A 16,791-nucleotide genomic window follows, 5' to 3' on the forward strand; every position below is an offset into this window, starting at 1 on the left:
GCAGTTAGCCATGAAATATGAAAAGAAGCAGCCGGGGCGCCGGACGCTGCTGAGGATCGCCGCCGGGGCCGGCGCGGCGGCCGCCGTGCGCCTCATCGCGGCGGAACCGGCCGCCGCTCCCACCGGACCGGCCGCCGCCCCGCGGACCGCGGTGGCCGCAGGCCCGCCGGCCGCAGGACCACCCGCCGCGGCACCCCGCCGGCCCTCCGCCTACCGGCTCCAGCCCATGGTCGGCAGGGCCGCCGAGGCCGCACCCCGCCGCCGCCCCGCGCTGCCGCCCGTACGCACCCGGCCCTTCGAGGAACTGCCGGACCTCGGGCACGCGATGGTGCTCACCTTCGACGACGGCCCCGACCCCGTCTACACCCCGCAGATCCTGGCCACCCTGCGCAGACACCAGGTGCACGCCATGTTCTTCCTGTGCGGCGAGATGGCCGACGACAACCAGGATCTGGTGCGGGCCATCGCCGAGGACGGTCACGTGATCGGCAACCACACCTGGACGCATCCCCTGATGACCGGCCTGAGCCGGGCGGAGGCGAGGGACGAGATCGAGCGGACCAGCGAGGTGATCCGGCGGACGGCCGGGGACGCGCCGCTCTGGTTCCGGGCTCCGTACGGGGCGTGGAACCGCAACGTCTTCGAGATCGGCGCCGAGCTGGACATGGAACCGATGGCCTGGACGGTCGACACGCTGGACTGGGAGACACCCGGCACCGACGCGATCATCAGCCGGGTGCTGGCCGGCGCGGCCCCGGGCGTGGTCGTCCTCTCCCACGACGCCGGCGGCAACCGCTCGCAGACCGTCGAGGCACTACCCCAGTACCTGCCCCGCCTGATCGACCAGGGCTACCGGCTCACGGTGCCGTACCGCACGTGAAGCACCGGGGCCTCTCCGCCGGAAGCGGGCGCCCGGCGCGTGCGGTGCGTGCGTCGGCCGCGTACAGGGGCGGCGCGGCACCCAGCGCGCACCCGGCCGGTCCGGCGGGAGGCCCCGGACACCTGACGCACGGACGGGCGAAGACGCCTCAGCGGGTCTCCACCAGGCGCGCGAAGACGACCACGTTCCCGTCGTACCCGCCGGCCTTCGTGTAGCCGCCGCCGCAGGTGATGACGCGCAGTTCGGCGTAGCCGGTGTCGCCGTACACCCGGGGGCCGGGAAATTCGGCCTTGGAGAAGACCTCCACGCCGTAGATCTCGAAGACCGCGACCCGGCCGTCGTAGCGGGTCACCTCCACGTGCTCGCCCTTCGTGAGGGCGCCGAGCCCGTAGAAGACGGCGGGCCCCGACATGTTGTCGACGTGCCCGACGATCACCGACGTTCCCCGCTGCCCGGGGGAGATGCCGTTCTGATACCAGCCCGCCAGGTTGGTGTCCTGCGGGGAAGGCGCGGCGATCCAGCCGTCCTGATCGAGGCCCACGTCCACGATCGGGGCGTCCACCTTGATCGCCGCGATCGAGACACGGGCCGCGGGGGCGTACGGCAGCATCTGCACCGGCTCCGCGGCAGGTGGGACGCTCCCGGCGTCCTGGGAGCCGTCGATCCGGGCGGCGGCCACCGGCTGCGGCGGCCCGGCCGGCACGTCGACGCCGTTCCTCATCAACGCGATCCCGGTGAGCATGACCAGGGCGACGGCACCCCAGGGAGTGTGTCTGGTCCGCTGGACCTTCCAGTTGTCCCGGCCCATGGTTCTCCCTTTCGTCGCCACGCTCGGCACGCTAAGGGCCCAGGGGTACGACGGCGATCGGAGCGGCGCGAACGGGTGGCGCCGGATTTCCCGCAGGTCAGCCGCGCTGCCTGTCGGAGTAATGGCCGGATAAAAATTCTGACGGTCCGTGACCTGCGACTCCGTCAGGTCGCCCCGCGCACCCCTCGGCGTGTCGCCGCACCGGAAGCGGCGGTGCCGACATGCGACCCGGAAGGGGTTCTGGTGAGGGTTCGTCATGGGACGCGTTCGACCGATCCCGGAGGAGTGGCTTCCGGGGCGCGTCCCGCTGGAGGTTCTCACGATGCGTGTCACACGCGCTCTCGCGGTCACCGCGACGGCATTCGCGGCGGTCGGACTCGCCCCCTCGCTGGCCGTAGCCGGCGGCGGGCCGTCGCCGTCCGTCCCGGTGAACGTCACCGTCAACCCGCGTGCGGTCCACCAGGGTGCCACGCTGCAGATCAGCGCTCAGGGCTGCAATCGCGGCGGCCGGGTGTGGTCGAACGCGTTCCCGACGGTGGAGCTCTCGGCGGGCCGCACCGGCTACGCCACCGCGCGCATCCGCTACGACACCACCCCGGGGCACTACAACCTGTCGGTGCGCTGCAACGGCAGCAACAACGGCAGCAACAACGGCAACAGCAACGGCAACAGCAACGGGTTCGGCGACGACGACGCCAGCGACTTCGGCAACGGCAACGGCAACGGCAACGGCAACGGCGCCGTGGCGACCGCGCGGTTCACCGTGCTCGACGGCCGGGGGGCCCAGGGCGGCCTCGGCGGCTCCATGGGGCCCGGTTCCACGGAGACGCGGATCGGCGGCGGGCTGGTGGCGGCCGCGGCCGTCGGCGGCGCCGTCTTCGTCGTCCGCCGTCGTCGGACGAGCCATGCGGCCGTGTAGCGCACCGCCTCTGCCGCCCGGCCCGATACGCCCGTCGCCCCGAGTCCCGGATCAGGGACCCGGGGCGACTGACGTTCGCGTGCGGCTCCCGTCAGCGGTCAGCCGTCGGGGGGCAGGGGGTCAGCGGTCAGTGCCTGCCGGTGGCGCCACGGCGGCGTACGAAGAAGACGGTGCCGGTGGCTGCGACCAGGACGAGCGCCGCACCCAGGGCGAGCTCCCCGCCGTCGAGCGACCCGATACTCCCGCCGAGACCGCCCTGGACGCCCGCGGGGGCGGGCAGGGACGTGGAGTTCGCCGTCGGGACGGCGGGGGCGGGGAGGGATGTGGAGTTCGCCGTCGGGACGGCGGTGGCGGTGCCGATCACCGGCGTGACGGCGGCGGGGTTGGTGGACGAACCCGTGCCCGTGGCTGTACCCGTGCTCGTGCCCGGGGTGGTGCTGCCGGTGATGGTGAGGCTGGCGTTCTTGGCGTCGCCGCTGGAGCCGCATTTGAACGTCACCGCGTAGATGGCACCCTGCTGGGCGTCCCCGTCCACCGTGGCGACGGCCGTGGTGGTTCCGCTGGGGATGACGGCGGTGTCGAAGACTCCCGACGTGACGGTCGTCCCGCCCGAACACCCACCGCTGCCCAGCGTGACCTGCCCGCCGGGCGCTATCACCGACGGTGTGACGGTGGGGGTGAAGGGCGAGGTGCTCCCCCCGTCCTGTGACGCGTGGGCGGCGGGCGACGCGAGGAGGAGGGCGGTGGCGCCGGACAGGGCGAGGGGTGCGACACGTATCGCGCGCATGTGAGCCTCCGGGGACCGAGGCGTATCCGCGGAACCGGTTTCCGCGAGGCGGGGAGCACGAGGAAATACGTCTCGGTGTCCGACACGCTAGGAGCGCGCCACATCACCCGCGATCGGAGTAAGGCGAATGGGGGAGTGCCGTCCCCCGGGAGGCCCACCGCCCGGGGGACGCGTCCTTCCGGGGGCCCTCCTCAGCGTGCCGCGTGCGGGAAGAGGTCGAAGAAGGGAGCGGCGGTCGCCGAGATGCCCCGTCCGAAGGGGGCGTCGAAGTCCCAGATCAGGAAGAGGAGGAAGGCGATCAGCACGCTGAAGAGGCCCGCGAGGAGCAGCTCTCTGAAGGTTCTGCGGATCTGCAGCGTGAAGATCAGTCCCACGGTCACCAGGGCGCCGATGATGAGACCGAACCACACCACCCCCGGCATCGTGGCGCCCGCGTTCTGCCCGCGTGCGCTGCGTGCGTCGTCGGCCGCCGCGACCTGGTCCACGAGCGGCTGGTAGGCCTGGCCCTCGTGGTCGTCCTGCGGGACGTAGGCGGTGACGTCGGCGCGGATGGTGTCGAGGAGCCGGGTCCCCTCGTCCGTGAGGGAGCCGTGCTTCTCCATGTACCGCCATTCGTCGTTCACCACGTAGGAGACGTAGGTGTCGACGTCGGCACGGATGCGGTTGCGGACCTCCGCCGGATAGACGGACGACCGCGCGTGCACCTCGTGCAGCGCCTGGGCCTCCAGGCGCACGGACTCCTGGGCCGAGCTGCGGCCCTCCCAGACGCCCGCGATGGCGAGGCCGAGCACGATGGCGTACACCACGCCGATCATCATCGTCATGTACTCGATGACGTCGGGCGTCTCGGAGGGGTCGTCGTCCTCGCCGACGCGGCGGTTGTTGAGGACGGCGATGGTGAGTACGACGGCACAGACCGATGCCATCGCGATGGAGAGGGCGATCCATTCCGACAAGGTGTCCTCCGTCGGGTCAGCGGGACGAGCGAGGCCTGAGCACGGCGACGGCGAACACGGCGGGAGCTGTGATCATCAGGGTCAGCGTCACCAACGAGGTTCCGCTGTCGTGCACTTGGCGGTGGGGCTTGCGATAGGCCGGCAGCGCGACGACACGGGCCGTGGGGTGCGCGGACGGGGTGGGTGAGGGGGTCGGCGACGGACTCGGCCTCGGCGCGGGCGGTGGCGCCGGTACGGGGGCCGGTGGCGTCGGCCGGGGAGTGGGCGGCGGGAGCGCGCGCGGGGCCGGCGGCCGGGGCTTCGGCGGTGGCGGCGGGGGCTCCGGCGTGGGGGACGGTTCGGGCTCCGGCGTCGGGGGCGGCGGAGGCGGGGGAGTGGGGGACGGTGGAGGCGGTGTGGGTTCGGGCGAGGGCGGCGGCGGGGGAGGAGTGCATACGCCGCTTCCCGCGACGGCGACCGCGGTGATACCGCCGTCCGGCCCGATGACGGCGACCGCGCAGGCATCCGCGACCGCCGGGGCGGGCGCGGACATCAGCCAGAGGAGCGCGGTGGCCGCGGTGAGCCGTCCGATACGTGATCCGTGCACGCCCCGGATCATGGTCCCCCTCGGCGGCACACACACGAAGCACTTGGGTGATTCGCCTGATGGTGGGACAATCGCCGATTTTCCTGTACGGAAGGGGGAAGCGTGCTGTGTCTTCCGGTGGAGGACCGCCGAGGGTCGGCTGTCCGCCGGACACCGCCTAGTCGGACCGCGCGGACTGTTTTCGGTGAGCGGCTCCTGACGGACGGTGAGGGGCGACTTCCGTTTCCGGGGCGCGTGTTCGGCGCGGTGGGGCGGTGTGGAACTCGCCGCGCGATCCGCCTCCCGCCCGTACCGCTCATTCGGCGTGGCCTGAAATGCCGCTCGGAGGGCAGGTTCCCCGGTGTGCGGTTACCGGGGGGTCGGTTTCCGATGGCGGGCCGACAACTCGCCTTTCGGTAAAGGGGAGTGATACCGCGAGAGGGGTCAGGTGATGCCCGGGGAAGAGCGCCGGACGCTATGTGATATGAAGGGTCCGGAGATGCCTGATTCAACACCGGTGACGAGTTGGCCAGTTCCGGATCGTCCTGCGGTGGCCCAGTGGGAACCCCGGTCGCTCCGCGTTCACCTGCGGATACGTACGGTGGTCACACCTGTCACCGGGGTGTGACCAATAACGGACCGCTAATTTCCGTTTCCTCTCGCTCTCTTGGCGGTCGGTCAGTAGCCTCTGGTCAACACTGACCATGAACATGGCCGGATCGTCGTGGCGACTTGTTGGAGACATCGATGGAGCGTCCCGCCTGGGCACCGCAAGGCATAGACATATCGGTGCCGAGCGTGTCCCGCATGTACGACTTCTATCTGGGCGGCTCGCACAATTTCGAGGTGGACCGGGAAGCGGCCCGCAGGGCGATGGAGTTCATGCCTGGTCTCCCCAAGATCATGCAGGCCAATCGCGCGTTCATGCGCAGGGCGGTGCGTTACGCGGTGGCCTCGGGCGTCACCCAGTTCCTGGACATCGGCTCGGGCATACCGACCTTCGGCAACGTCCACGAGGTCGCCCACGCCGCCGACCCCGCGGCGCGCATCGCCTACGTCGACCACGACCCGGTCGCGGTGGCGCACAGCCGTGCGGTTCTCGACGGCGACAGCCGCACCACCGTGGTCGCCGCCGATCTGCGCCGTCCGCGGGAGATCCTCAAGAACCCGGAGATCGGCGAACTGCTCGACCTGGAAAGGCCGGTGGCCCTCCTGCTGGTGGCCGTACTCCACTTCGTCGAGGACTCCGACGACCCGTACGCCGCCGTCGCCGAGCTGTGCGAGGCTCTCGCCCCGGGCAGCCTGCTCGTGGTCACCCACGCCGCGTACGAGGGCATCCCGCTCACCCGCGAGGAGGCGGGCGGCGCGGTGGGCGTGTACAGCAGCATCCGCAACCCGCTCATCATGCGCTCGCCCGCGGAGGTGGCCCGGTTCTTCGAGGGCTGGGAGCTGGTGGACCCGGGGCTGGTCCCGATGCCGGACTGGCGGCCCGACCCCGGCACGGCGGGAGAGCCGGAAGACCCGTTCGCCTTCTCGGGCTATGCCGGTGTGGGGCGCAAGGCGTGAGCATCCCCGCCCAGAAGTCCGGAGCGCCGGACGAGGAACCGGACGGTCCCGAGGACCGGCTCCGGCGCTTCGCCACGATCTGGAGCAGGGCCATCTTCCCGTCGACGGCCACCTCGCTGACCCGTCCCGAGTTCGAACAGCATCTGCTGCCCCTGGCACGCGAACTGAACGAGACCCTGCACGCCCGCCCCTTCGACGCGGCACCCGCCCAGCAGGTCGGCACCGCACTCGTCGCGGCCCACTGCACCGACCCCGACGCCCTCAGCGCCACCCTCGGCGTCATCGACTCGTACCTGGTGCTCTACTGCGGCGGCAACGGCCCCGCCGAGCTCTCGACCGAGGACAGCCGGGCCCGTAGCGCGCGCATCCAGCACGCTCTGGCCGGGGGGTACAGCCACGCGCTGCGCGAGCGGACCCTGGGCGAGCAGGAGGCCATCGCCCGCTCCGCGCTGACCGCGCGTTCGCACGCCGAGCAGGTGCTGCACGAGACACAGGCCCGCTTCCAGGCGGTCTTCGCGGAAGCGGCCATCGGCATCGCCATCGCCGACCTCGACGGCAACGTGCTGGAGAGCAACGACACCCTCACCCGCATGTTCGGCGGCCTCGACAGTCATGTCCGCAGCCGCAAGCTGACCGACTGGGCCCACCCGGAGGACACCCCGCACGTCTGGCCGTACTACCACGAACTCGTACGCGGCGAACGCGACCACTACCGCGTCGAGAAGCCCTACTACCGCAACGACGGCACGGTCCTGTGGACCAACCTCACGGTGTCGCTGCTGCGCGATCCCGAGGGGAACCCCGAGTACCAGCTCGCGCTCATGGAGGACACCACCGAGCGCAGGCTGCTCAACCTGAGGCTGCGGTACGAGGCCACCCACGACGCGCTCACCGGACTGCCCAACCGGACCCTCTTCTTCGAGCGGCTGGAGAAGGCGGTGGCGGCCAAGGGCGGCACCCGCTTCGGGCTCTGCTATCTCGACCTCGACGGCTTCAAGGCCATCAACGACAGCCTCGGCCACGCGGCGGGCGACCGCCTGCTCGTCGAGGTCGCGGACCGGCTGCAGAGCTGCGCCACGGCGCAGGGCGAGATGGTGGCCCGCCTCGGCGGCGACGAGTTCGTGGCGCTGACCACCGGTCCGAACACCGCGCGGGAGGTGGGCGACCTCGCCTGCCGCATCCTGAACGTGCTGTCGACGCCCATCCGGATCGAGGGCCGGGAACTGACGGTGCGCGGCTCCATCGGAGTCGTCGAAGGCCCCTCCGGCATCCGCAGCGCCGCCGAGGTGCTGCGCAGCGCGGACATCACGATGTACCGCGCCAAATCGGCCGGCGGCAACCGCTTCGAGCTCGCCGACGAGGAGGCCGACGCCCGCGCCATCACCCGGCACGGGCTCACCACGGCGCTCCCGGCGGCCCTGGAGCGGGGCGAGTTCTTCATCGAGTACCAGCCGCTGGTGCACCTCGGCGACGGCAGCGTGCACGGCGCGGAGGCCCTCGTCCGCTGGCTGCACCCGCAGCACGGCATCCTCGGACCGGACCAGTTCATCCCGCTCGCCGAGCACACCGGCCTCATCGTGCCACTCGGCCGCTGGGTGCTGGAGGAGTCCGTCCGCCAGGCCCACCACTGGCAGGAACGTCACAGCGACGGCGGCCCCCTGCGGATCAACGTCAACCTCTCGCCGACCCAGCTCCACCACCCCCGGCTCGTCGCCGAGACCGTGGACGTACTGGAGCGGTCCGGTCTGGAGCCCGGCGCGCTCTGCCTCGAGCTCACCGAGTCCGCCCTCATCGGGGCCGACGACGGACTGCTCAAACCGCTGCGGCAGCTGGCGGAGATGGGCGTCGACATCGCCCTCGACGACTTCGGCACCGGCTACTCCAACCTCGCCAACCTGCGCCGCCTCCCGGTCAGCGTGCTCAAGCTCGACCGGTCCTTCACCCGGGGCATGCAGCGGCACCCGGCGGACCCCGTCGACCTGAAGATCGTGGAGGGCATCGTCACCCTGGCGCACAGCCTCGAACTGGCGGTGACGGTGGAGGGCGTGGAGACGGCGGCCCAGGCCGAGCAGCTGCGGGAGCTGGGCTGCGACACGGCCCAGGGCTGGTACTACGCCCGCCCCGGCGCCCCGGACCGCATCCACTCGCTGGTGCTGGCCGACGCCGTGTGAGCGGGGCGGGGCGGACGGCCCTCCGGGGCCCGTTCACCCCCGCCCGGCGGACCCGCCGAGGAGGCTGCCCGGGTCCGCCTCCAGCAGCATCCGCTGGAGCTCCCTGGCCGCGCGGGGCGGTGCCACGTCCGTGCGGTGGGCCAGCGCGATGGTCCGCCGCAGCCCGGGCGGGGCCAGCGGGGTCATCCGCAGCCCCTGGCCTGCCCGGCCCGCGACCATGCGCGGCACCACGGCCATGCCGAGTCCCGCCCGTACGAAACCGAGCACCGCGTCCATCTCACCGCCCTCCACCGTGAACGTGGGCTCGAAGCCCTCCGCCCGGCAGGCGGCGACGGTGAGCTCGCGCAGGTCGTAGCCGTGGCGGAACATCACCAGCGGTACGCCCTGGAGATCGGCGATCCGTACGGACTTCCCCCGGCCCGGCGCGGGGGCGTCCGCCGCCGACACCACGACCAGGTCCTCGTGCAGCAGCTCCACCGTGGTCAACGCCGGTGAGGCGGCGGGCAGGGGGAGCACCAGCAGGGCGATGTCGAGTGCGCCGCGCGCCAGTTGGCGTACCAGGTCGTGCGAACCGCCCTCCTCCAGCAGGAGTTCGATCCCCGGATGACGGTCGTGGTACGCCCGCAGCACGTCGGGCAGCAGACCGGTGCAGATGCTCGGGGTGGCGCCGAGGCGGATGCGCCCGCGCCGCAGCCGTACCAGCTCCTGCACTTCGCGGCGCGCTGTCTCCGCGTCGGCGAGGATGCGGCGGGCCAGCGGCAGCAGGGTCTCGCCCGCGTCGGTCAGCGTGATGTTGCCCCGGGCCCGGCTGAACAGCTCGGCGCCGAGCTCGTTCTCCAGGGCCCGGATCTGCTGGGACAGCGAGGGCTGGGAGACATGCACCGCTTCGGCGGCCCGGGTGAAGTGCCGGGCCTCGGCGACGGCCACGAAATAAGTGAGCTGCTGGAAGTGCATAAAGGCAGGTTAAACCCGTCGCATAGGACATGCCTATGGAGATGAGCGTGGCCATCTCTTGGACCGATGGGGACCTCCGGCTCTACCGTCGTGCTCATGGCATTGGCAACACGGGCGGAACGACGGCCGTCCATGACGCGCACGCTCTGGGACTCGACCGTCGGCAAGAAAACGATCATGGCAGTGAGCGGCCTGATCATGCTGGGCTACCTGGTCGTACACATGCTGGGCAACCTGAAAATCTTCTTCGGGCCCGGCGAGTTCAACCACTACGCCCACTGGCTGCGCACGCTCGGCGAGCCCTTCCTCCACCACGAGTGGGCGCTCTGGATCGTCCGCCTGGTGCTGGTCGCCGCCGTGGTGCTGCACGCCGTCTCGGCGTACCAGCTCAGCCGGCGCGACATCAGGGCGCGCCCCGTCGGCTACGTCCACAGGAGGGCCCGGGCGAGCTATGCCACCCGGACCATGCGGTGGGGCGGCATCATCCTCGCGCTCTTCATCGTCTGGCACATCCTCGACCTCACCACCGGCACCGTGCACAGCGGCGGGTTCCAGGCCGGGCACCCGTACCAGAACGTGGTCGACACCTTCTCCACCTGGTACGGCGACGTCATCTACATCGTCGCGGTGCTCGCCGTCGGCCTCCACGTCCAGCACGGGTTCTGGAGCGCGGCGCAGACCCTCGGAGTCGGCAGTGCCACCCGTGACCGGGTTCTGAAGACCCTGGCCAACGTGATCGCGGTGGTGCTCACCGCGGGATTCGTGTCCGTACCCGTTGCCGTCATGACCGGAGTCGTGAGCTGACATGAGCGACTACACGCAGTACCGCACGGGCGAGCCGCTCGTCGACACCAAGGCCCCCGAGGGACCCGTCGCCGAACGCTGGGACACCCGTCGCTTCGAGGCCAGGCTCGTCAACCCGGCGAACCGCCGCAAGCACACGGTGATCGTCGTCGGCACCGGTCTCGCCGGCGGATCGGCCGGCGCCACCCTCGCCGAACAGGGTTACCACGTCGTCCAGTTCTGCTTCCAGGACTCTCCGCGCCGCGCCCACTCGGTCGCGGCCCAGGGCGGCATCAACGCCGCGAAGAACTACCGCAACGACGGTGACTCCGTCCACCGGCTCTTCTACGACACAGTCAAGGGCGGCGACTTCCGCGCCCGCGAGTCCAACGTGCACCGTCTCGCGCAGATCTCCGTCGAGATCATCGACCAGTGCGTCGCGCAGGGTGTCCCCTTCGCCCGCGAGTACGGCGGGCTCCTCGACAACCGGTCCTTCGGCGGGGTCCAGGTGTCCCGCACCTTCTACGCCCGGGGCCAGACCGGACAGCAGCTCCTGCTCGGTGCCTACCAGGCGCTGTCCCGGCAGATCGCGGCGGGCAACGTCGAACTCCACGCGCGCACCGAGATGCTCGACCTGATCGTGGTCGACGGGCGGGCCCGGGGCATCGTCGCCCGCGACCTGGTCACCGGGCGGATCGACACCTACTTCGCCGACGCGGTCGTGCTGGCCAGCGGCGGTTACGGCAACGTCTTCTACCTCTCGACCAACGCGATGAACTCCAACGCCACCGCCGTCTGGCGGGCCCATCGGCGCGGCGCCCACTTCGCGAACCCCTGCTTCACCCAGATCCACCCCACCTGCATCCCGCGCACCGGCGACCACCAGTCCAAGCTCACCCTGATGAGCGAGTCGCTCCGCAACGACGGCCGGATCTGGGTTCCCAAGGCCAAGGGCGACGACCGCCCGGCCAACGAGATCCCCGAGGAGGAGCGCGACTACTACCTGGAGCGGATCTATCCCGCCTTCGGCAACCTCGTACCCCGCGACATCGCCTCCCGCGCCGCCAAGAACGTCTGCGACGAGGGCCGCGGCGTCGGCCCCGGCGGTCAGGGCGTCTACCTGGACTTCGCCGACGCCATCGCCCGGATGGGCCGCGCCAAGGTCGAGGAGAAGTACGGCAACCTCTTCGACATGTACGCCCGGATCACCGCCGAGGACCCGTACGGGACCCCGATGCGGATCTACCCCGCCGTGCACTACACGATGGGCGGCCTCTGGGTCGACTACGACCTCCAGACCACGATCCCCGGACTCTTCGCGATCGGCGAGGCCAACTTCTCCGACCACGGGGCCAACCGCCTCGGCGCCTCCGCGCTGATGCAGGGCCTCGCCGACGGCTACTTCGTCCTGCCGTCCACCATCAACGACTACCTCGCCCGCAATCCGCACACCACCCCCGTGGGCGCGGACCACCCGGCGGTCGTGGAGACGGTCGCCGAGACCGAGGACCGGCTCAACCTGCTGCTCGCCGTCGACGGCGACCGCACCCCCGACTCCTTCCACCGCGAGATCGGCGAACTCATGTGGGAGTTCTGCGGGATGGCCCGCACGGAGGAGGGACTCCGTACGGCGCTCGCCAGAATTCCCCTGATCCGCGAGGAGTTCTGGCGCCGCGTCAAGGTCCCCGGTACCGGCGAGCAGTTCAACCAGTCGCTGGAGAAGGCCAACCGGATCGTCGACTACCTGGAGCTCGCCGAGCTGATGTGCCTCGACGCCCTCCACCGCGCCGAGTCCTGCGGCGGCCACTTCCGCGAGGAGTCGCAGACCCCCGACGGCGAAGCGGCCCGCCGGGACGAGGAGTTCTCCTACGCCGCCGCGTGGGAGTTCACCACCACCGGCGAGGCCCCCGTCCTGCACAAGGAAGACCTCGTGTTCGAGTACGTACACCCCACCCAGCGGAGCTACGCATGAAGCTCACCCTGCGCGTCTGGCGCCAGCGAGACGCCGAGGCGCCCGGCGCCATGGCCACCTACGAAGTCGACGGCATCTCGCAGGACATGTCGTTCCTCGAAATGCTCGACACCCTCAACGAGGGGCTCATCCTCGAAGGCGACGAACCGGTCGCCTTCGACCACGACTGCCGCGAAGGCATCTGCGGAGCGTGCAGCCTCGTCATCAACGGCGACGCGCACGGCCCCGAGCGCACCACCACCTGCCAGCTCCACATGCGGTCCTTCGACGACGGCGACACCATCGACATCGAGCCCTGGCGCGCCTCGGCGTTCCCGGTCATCAAGGACCTGGTGGTCGACCGCTCGGCCTTCGACCGCATCATCCAGTCCGGCGGTTACATCTCCGCTCCCACCGGTACGGCCCCCGACGCGCACGCCACCCCGGTGCCCAAGCCGGACGCCGACTTCGCCTTCGAGCACGCCGAGTGCATCGGCTGCGGTGCCTGCGTCGCCGCCTGCCCCAACGGCTCGGCGATGCTCTTCACCTCGGCGAAGATCAACCACCTCAACGTGCTCCCGCAGGGCGCGCCCGAGCGGGAGACCCGGGTGCTCGACATGGTCGCCACCATGGACGAGGAGGGCTTCGGCGGCTGCACCCTGACCGGCGAGTGCGCCACCGCCTGCCCGAAGGGGATCCCGCTCCCGTCGATCGCCGCGATGAACAAGGAGTGGCTGCGCGCCACCCGCAAGGTCCGGCGCTGACCCAGGGTCCGGCGCCGGCCCGAGGCCCGGCGCTGATCCGAGAGGCGCCACCCGACCGTCCCGCCGCCGCACCGTGGGCGCCGGCGGGACCTGCCGGAGGGGGCGGAGCGGTTTTCAAGGGGCCGTTCCACCCCCTCCGGGCTCTCCGGGCGCCCGTACGCAGCCCGCCGGCCCCGTGCTCCCGTACGCGGCCCGACCGCTCCGCCCAGCCCGGCGCCTCCGCTCAGCCCGTACGCAGCGCCCGGGCCAGGAAGGGGGCCGTGCGGCTGCCCGCCGCCCGCGCGACCTCGGCCGGGGTGCCCGTCGCGACGATCCGCCCGCCCTCCTCGCCGCCGCCCGGCCCCATGTCGATCACATGGTCCGCACCGGCCACCACCGCCATGTCGTGCTCCACGACCACCACCGTGCCGCCCGCGTCCACCAGCCCGTGCAACTGGCGCATCAGCACCTCCACATCGGCCGGATGCAGCCCCGTGGTCGGCTCGTCCAGCACGTACAGGGTGTGGCCCCGCCGGGCCCGCTGGAGCTCCGCCGCCAGCTTGATCCGCTGCGCCTCCCCGCCCGACAACTCGGTGGCGGGCTGCCCGAGGCGGAGATAGCCGAGCCCCACCTCGTTCAGCGTGCGCAGGCTCCGCTCGGCGGCCGGTACTCCGGCGAAGAACCCGGCCGCCGACTCCACCGTGAGATCCAGCACCTCGGCGATGGAGAGCCCGCGCAGGGTGACCTCCAGCGTCGGCGGGTTGTAGCGCGCCCCGTGGCAGTCCGGGCAGGGCGCGTACGTACTGGGCAGGAAGAGCAGCTCCACGGAGACGAACCCCTCACCCTGGCAGGTCTCGCACCGTCCGCCCGCCACGTTGAACGAGAACCGTCCCGCCCGGTAGCCGCGCTCCCGCGCCGTCCCCGTCCCGGCGAACAGCTTGCGTACGACGTCGAAGAGACCGGTGTACGTGGCCAGGTTGGAGCGCGGCGTACGGCCGATGGGCTTCTGGTCCACCTGCACGAGCCGGTCCACCGCCTCCAGCCCCCGCGCGGACACGCAGTCCCGGACGACGGGCGCGTCCGGCAGGTCCGCGGTCGGCGAGGCCTGGCGGTCGGCGAGCGCTCCGGCCAGCACCTGGCCGACCAGCGTCGACTTGCCCGAACCCGAGACACCCGTGACGGCGGTGAAGACCCCGAGCGGGAACGCCACGTCGACGCCCCGCACGTTGTGGCGCCGGACCCCGTCGAGCCGCACCTCGCCGGACGGGGTGCGCGGCGGGCGGGGCGTCGGCGCCGCCCCGCCGAAGAGGAAGCGCCGGGTCGCCGACTCCGCCACCCCGGCGAGACCGGCCGGCGGACCGCTGTGCAGCACCCGTCCGCCGTGCTCCCCGGCGAGCGGCCCCACGTCCACCAGCCAGTCGGCCTGCCGCACCACGTCCACCTGGTGCTCCACCACGAAGACCGAGTTGCCGGCCTCCTTCAGCCTGCCGAGCACCGCCAGCAGGGACGCCGTGTCGGCCGGGTGCAGACCCGCCGACGGCTCGTCCAGCACGTACACCACACCGAACAGGCCGGACCGCAACTGCGTTGCCAGCCGCAGCCGTTGGAGCTCGCCGGAAGAGAGCGTCGGCGCCGTCCGGTCGAGGCTGAGGTAGCCGAGGCCCAGCTCGGTGACCGTCCCGATGCGCGCCAGCAGATCCGTGGTCATCACCCGCGCCGTCGCGTCGCCGCCCGACGCGCGCAACAGCTCCGACAGAGCGGCCAGCGGCAGCGCGGCCAGCTCCGCGATGGTGTGACCGGCGAAGGTCACCGCCATCGCCTCCGGCCGCAGCCGCCCGCCCCCGCAGACCGGACACGGAACGCTCGTCAGGAAACGCTTCGCGCGTGCCCGCAGGGTCCGGCTCCGGGAGTCCGCGAAGGTGTGCATCACATAGCGGCGTGCGCTCATGTACGTCCCCTGGTAGGGGCGTTGGATGCGGCCGGCGTCACGTACCGGATGAACCGTCACCACCGGCTGCTCGTCCGTGAAGAGGATCCACTCCCGCTCCCCGGCCGGAAGCTCGCGCCAGGGCCGGTCGACGTCGTACCCGAGGGCGTCGAGCACGTCCCGCAGGTTCTTGCCCTGCCATGCACCCGGCCAGGCCGCGATCGCCCCCTCCCGGATCGACAACGAGGCATCCGGGACGAGGAGTTCCTCCGAGGTGCGGTGGATCCGGCCCAGCCCGTGGCACTCGGGGCAGGCGCCCGCCGCGGTGTTGGGGGAGAAGGAGTCCGAGTCCAGCCGCTCGGCGCCCTCCGGATACTCCCCGGCCCGGGAGAACAGCATCCGCAGCGAGTTGGAGAGCGTGGTCACCGTACCCACCGAGGAGCGCTCGCCGGCCGAGGAGCGCCGCTGCTCCAGCGAGACGGCCGGCGGCAGCCCGGTGATCTCGCCGACCGCCGGAGCGCCGACCTGGTGGATCAGCCGGCGGGCGTACGGCGCCACCGACTCGAAGTACCGCCGCTGCGCCTCCGCGTAGATCGTGCCGAACGCCAGCGACGACTTGCCGGAACCGGACACCCCGGTGAAGACGGTCAGGGTGTCGCGGGGGATGTCCACGTCGATGTTCTGGAGGTTGTGCTCGCGGGCGCCGCGCACCCGGACGTACGGATCGTGGGGGGTGGACATCGGTGCGGACTCCGAACATGTGGGGAGAAATAGGAACATTCTAACGGGTCGTCCGGTCGGCGAGGCATTGCCTGCCCGGGCGGGGGCACGCGGGGAGCATGCCGATGATCCACGGCCGGCAGGGGCGGGCGACCGTCCGGCCGGCACGGACGACAAGGAGAGTGCTGAGCGATGACGGATGACCAGAACCCCCGCGAGGACGGTTCCGTACCGACACCGGAGGACCTCCGGGCACAGGCGTCGGCCGCGCGGGACGAACTCGGCCGGACGCTCGAGCAACTGGCCGGGACGGCCGACGCGACCGTACGCGCCAAGGCCGACGAGCTGACCACGCAGGCGCGGGAGGAGACCGCGGACGCGACGGCGCTGGGGCAGGAGAAGGCGGCCGGAGCGAAGGACCGTGCCGTGGAGAAGGCCGAGGAGCTGCGGGCCCGAGCCGCGGAGAAGGCCACCGAGGCGCGCGCGGAGGCCCTGGAGCGGACTCCGGACGCCGTGCTGGGCACCGCGGCTCAGGCCCAGCAGCAGATCGGGGTGGCCGTACGGACCCTGGGGGAGAAGTTCCAGGAGCACGCGCCCGAGCCCGTGCGCCGGGGCGCCGACCGCGTGGTCCACGCCGCGCGGGGCAAGGAGGGGCTGCTGGTCGCCGGGGGAGTGGCCGCCGTCGCGGTGGTCGCCGTCGCGCGTCAACGGCGGCGTGGATGAACGTCCCCGCCCTCGTGTACAAGCCCGTCGGCCTCGCGGTCGGCATGGCGGGCGGCCTCGTGGCCGGGGCCGTCTTCCGCCAGGTCTGGAAGACGGTCGCCCGCGAGGACGACGCCCCGAGCCCGACGGACCGTGACCGCGGCTGGCCGGAGATCCTCGCCGCGGCAGCCCTGCAGGGGGCGATCTTCTCCACCGTCCGCGCCGCGGTCGGGCGGGGCGGGGCCATCACCGTGAAGCGCCTGACGGGAACCTGGCCCGACTGACGGGCCCGCCCCGGCGCGATCCGCCGGCGTACCCGCCGAGAAGCCCGCCACCGGAACGCGAACCGGTGGCGGGCT

Annotated in this window: 14 protein-coding genes; 9 read left to right on the plus strand and 5 right to left on the minus strand. The window is 71.8% G+C overall.

Annotation, left to right across the window (positions count from 1 at the left end):
• The first annotated feature begins 10 nt into the window (after window positions 1–10).
• Entirely contained in the window at window positions 11–880 is an 870-nt protein-coding gene (locus ACWCSV_RS29250; protein WP_451147278.1) for a polysaccharide deacetylase family protein, read from the plus strand.
• A gap of 148 nt (window positions 881–1,028) precedes the next feature.
• Here ACWCSV_RS29250 and ACWCSV_RS29255 read toward each other — a convergent pair whose 3' ends face one another.
• Window positions 1,029–1,688: a class F sortase gene (locus tag ACWCSV_RS29255; RefSeq protein WP_451147295.1), complete on the minus strand. Its 660-nt coding sequence runs from the start codon at window positions 1,686–1,688 to the stop codon at window positions 1,029–1,031.
• Window positions 1,689–2,010: 322 nt separating this feature from the next.
• Here ACWCSV_RS29255 and ACWCSV_RS29260 point away from each other — a divergent pair, with 322 nt between their 5' ends.
• Window positions 2,011–2,607, plus strand: coding sequence for a hypothetical protein (locus tag ACWCSV_RS29260; protein ID WP_451147279.1), 597 nt, complete (start codon window positions 2,011–2,013; stop codon window positions 2,605–2,607).
• Window positions 2,608–2,734: 127 nt separating this feature from the next.
• On the opposite strand, the gene ACWCSV_RS29265 is transcribed toward ACWCSV_RS29260, so the two are convergent.
• Both ACWCSV_RS29265 and ACWCSV_RS29270 read right to left on the minus strand, forming a co-directional pair.
• Entirely contained in the window at window positions 2,735–3,394 is a 660-nt protein-coding gene (locus ACWCSV_RS29265) for a hypothetical protein (RefSeq protein ID WP_451147280.1), read from the minus strand.
• A 191-nt stretch (window positions 3,395–3,585) separates the two neighbouring features.
• On the minus strand, window positions 3,586–4,350 hold the full coding sequence (locus tag ACWCSV_RS29270; RefSeq protein WP_451147281.1) for a bestrophin-like domain: 765 nt from the start codon (window positions 4,348–4,350) through the stop codon (window positions 3,586–3,588).
• Between the two features lie 1,312 nt (window positions 4,351–5,662).
• On the opposite strand from ACWCSV_RS29270, the gene ACWCSV_RS29275 reads away from it, so the two are divergent.
• Both ACWCSV_RS29275 and ACWCSV_RS29280 read left to right on the plus strand, forming a co-directional pair.
• Window positions 5,663–6,481 (plus strand): SAM-dependent methyltransferase, encoded by an 819-nt coding sequence (locus ACWCSV_RS29275; RefSeq protein WP_451147282.1) that lies wholly within the window; start codon window positions 5,663–5,665, stop codon window positions 6,479–6,481.
• Window positions 6,478–8,652 carry a putative bifunctional diguanylate cyclase/phosphodiesterase gene (locus ACWCSV_RS29280; protein WP_451147283.1) on the plus strand — a complete coding sequence of 725 codons (2,175 nt, stop codon included), beginning with the start codon at window positions 6,478–6,480 and terminating at the stop codon, window positions 8,650–8,652. The genes ACWCSV_RS29275 and ACWCSV_RS29280 overlap by 4 nt, the downstream gene beginning before the upstream one ends.
• 33 nt (window positions 8,653–8,685) lie before the next feature.
• Here ACWCSV_RS29280 and ACWCSV_RS29285 read toward each other — a convergent pair whose 3' ends face one another.
• Complete coding sequence (locus ACWCSV_RS29285; RefSeq protein WP_451147284.1) at window positions 8,686–9,606, minus strand: LysR family transcriptional regulator; 921 nt, start codon at window positions 9,604–9,606, stop codon at window positions 8,686–8,688.
• Window positions 9,607–9,702: 96 nt separating this feature from the next.
• Here ACWCSV_RS29285 and ACWCSV_RS29290 point away from each other — a divergent pair, with 96 nt between their 5' ends.
• From ACWCSV_RS29290 to ACWCSV_RS29300, 3 genes are read left to right on the plus strand one after another with little or no spacing between them, the layout of a single operon-like run.
• Window positions 9,703–10,410 (plus strand): succinate dehydrogenase, encoded by a 708-nt coding sequence (locus tag ACWCSV_RS29290; RefSeq protein ID WP_451147285.1) that lies wholly within the window; start codon window positions 9,703–9,705, stop codon window positions 10,408–10,410.
• 1 nt (window position 10,411) lies between these two features.
• Window positions 10,412–12,361, plus strand: a complete 1,950-nt coding sequence (locus tag ACWCSV_RS29295; protein WP_451147286.1) for a fumarate reductase/succinate dehydrogenase flavoprotein subunit — start codon at window positions 10,412–10,414, stop codon at window positions 12,359–12,361.
• Window positions 12,358–13,104 (plus strand): succinate dehydrogenase/fumarate reductase iron-sulfur subunit, encoded by a 747-nt coding sequence (locus ACWCSV_RS29300; protein ID WP_327179473.1) that lies wholly within the window; start codon window positions 12,358–12,360, stop codon window positions 13,102–13,104. Before ACWCSV_RS29295 ends, ACWCSV_RS29300 begins: the two co-directional genes overlap by 4 nt.
• A 223-nt stretch (window positions 13,105–13,327) precedes the next feature.
• Here ACWCSV_RS29300 and ACWCSV_RS29305 read toward each other — a convergent pair whose 3' ends face one another.
• Window positions 13,328–15,751 (minus strand): ABC transporter, encoded by a 2,424-nt coding sequence (locus tag ACWCSV_RS29305; protein WP_451147287.1) that lies wholly within the window; start codon window positions 15,749–15,751, stop codon window positions 13,328–13,330.
• A 171-nt stretch (window positions 15,752–15,922) separates the two neighbouring features.
• Between ACWCSV_RS29305 and ACWCSV_RS29310 the strand changes: the two genes are divergently transcribed.
• Complete coding sequence (locus ACWCSV_RS29310; protein WP_451147288.1) at window positions 15,923–16,453, plus strand: DUF3618 domain-containing protein; 531 nt, start codon at window positions 15,923–15,925, stop codon at window positions 16,451–16,453.
• Window positions 16,450–16,716 carry a DUF4235 domain-containing protein gene (locus tag ACWCSV_RS29315; RefSeq protein ID WP_451147289.1) on the plus strand — a complete coding sequence of 89 codons (267 nt, stop codon included), beginning with the start codon at window positions 16,450–16,452 and terminating at the stop codon, window positions 16,714–16,716. Before ACWCSV_RS29310 ends, ACWCSV_RS29315 begins: the two co-directional genes overlap by 4 nt.
• Window positions 16,717–16,791: the final 75 nt, after the last annotated feature.

It is taken from the genome of Streptomyces sp. NPDC001770, assembly GCF_053596135.1.